This window comes from Rhizobium sp. 05L419 (assembly GCF_056397845.1).
Genome location: NZ_JBFTOF010000094.1, coordinates 1 through 485, shown reverse-complemented (window position 1 = coordinate 485; position 485 = coordinate 1). Strand labels below are relative to the sequence as shown.

Below are 485 nucleotides of genomic sequence, written 5' to 3'. Positions count from 1 at the left end.
GCCGTCGGCGTCAACAGCGACGGGCGGCGTGAGGTTCTGGGTATGGAAGTCGGCACGTCCGAAGCTGAGCCGATCTGGACGGACTTCCTGCGCAGGCTGACACGCCGCGGATTGCGTGGTGTGAAGCTCGTCGTCTCCGATGCGCATGAAGGCCTCAAGGCTGCCGTCACCAAGGTTCTCAGCGCCACCTGGCAGAGGTGCCGCGTTCACTTCATGAGGAACGTTCTGGCGCATGCCGGAAAGAGCGGCAGGCGGGTCGTATCCGCTTTCATCGCAACGGCCTTTGCCCAGGAGACCCCGGAGGCAGCAAGCGCTCAATGGCGCAGCGTCGCCGATCAGATCAGACCGAAAGTGCCGAAGCTCGCCACCATCATGGACGATGCTGAAGAGGACGTACTCGCCTATATGACCTTTCCGAAAGAACACCGGGCAAAGCTGCATTCGACGAACCCAATCGAGCGTCTCAACGGCGAAATCAAGCGCCG

Annotated in this window: 1 protein-coding gene; it reads left to right on the top strand. The window is 61.6% G+C overall.

The genetic code is table 11. The features are described 5' to 3' along the window. Positions 1-485: IS256 family transposase (locus AC1DMK_RS31145; protein WP_477864057.1), on the top strand; the 485-nt coding region annotated here is incomplete at both ends.